The organism is Actinomadura sp. SCN-SB (genome assembly GCF_043906805.1).
Classification (GTDB): domain Bacteria; phylum Actinomycetota; class Actinomycetes; order Streptosporangiales; family Streptosporangiaceae; genus Spirillospora.
Map to the genome: position 1 here is coordinate 1 of NZ_JBIMPP010000234.1, position 218 is coordinate 218.

General features: G+C 70.2%; 1 pseudogene. It reads left to right on the plus strand.

From position 1 onward, the window contains the following. A pseudogene (locus tag ACGWYJ_RS39175) lies at window positions 1-218 on the plus strand (benzoyl-CoA-dihydrodiol lyase); the annotation flags it as partial.

Consider the following 218-nt stretch of genomic DNA (forward strand, 5'->3'; position numbering starts at 1 on the left):
CCTCAAGCGGACGCTCAAGCGCCTCGACGTCACCAGCCGCAGCCTGATCGCGCTGATCGAGCCGGGCAGTTGTTTCGCCGGGTCGCTGCTGGAGCTGGCGCTGGCCGCCGACCGCACCTTCCAGCTCGCCGGGGTGTTCGAGGAGATCGATCCGGATGCCGACCCGGCCGCGATCACCGTGGGGCCGATGAACCTGGGGCCACTGCCGATGGGCAACG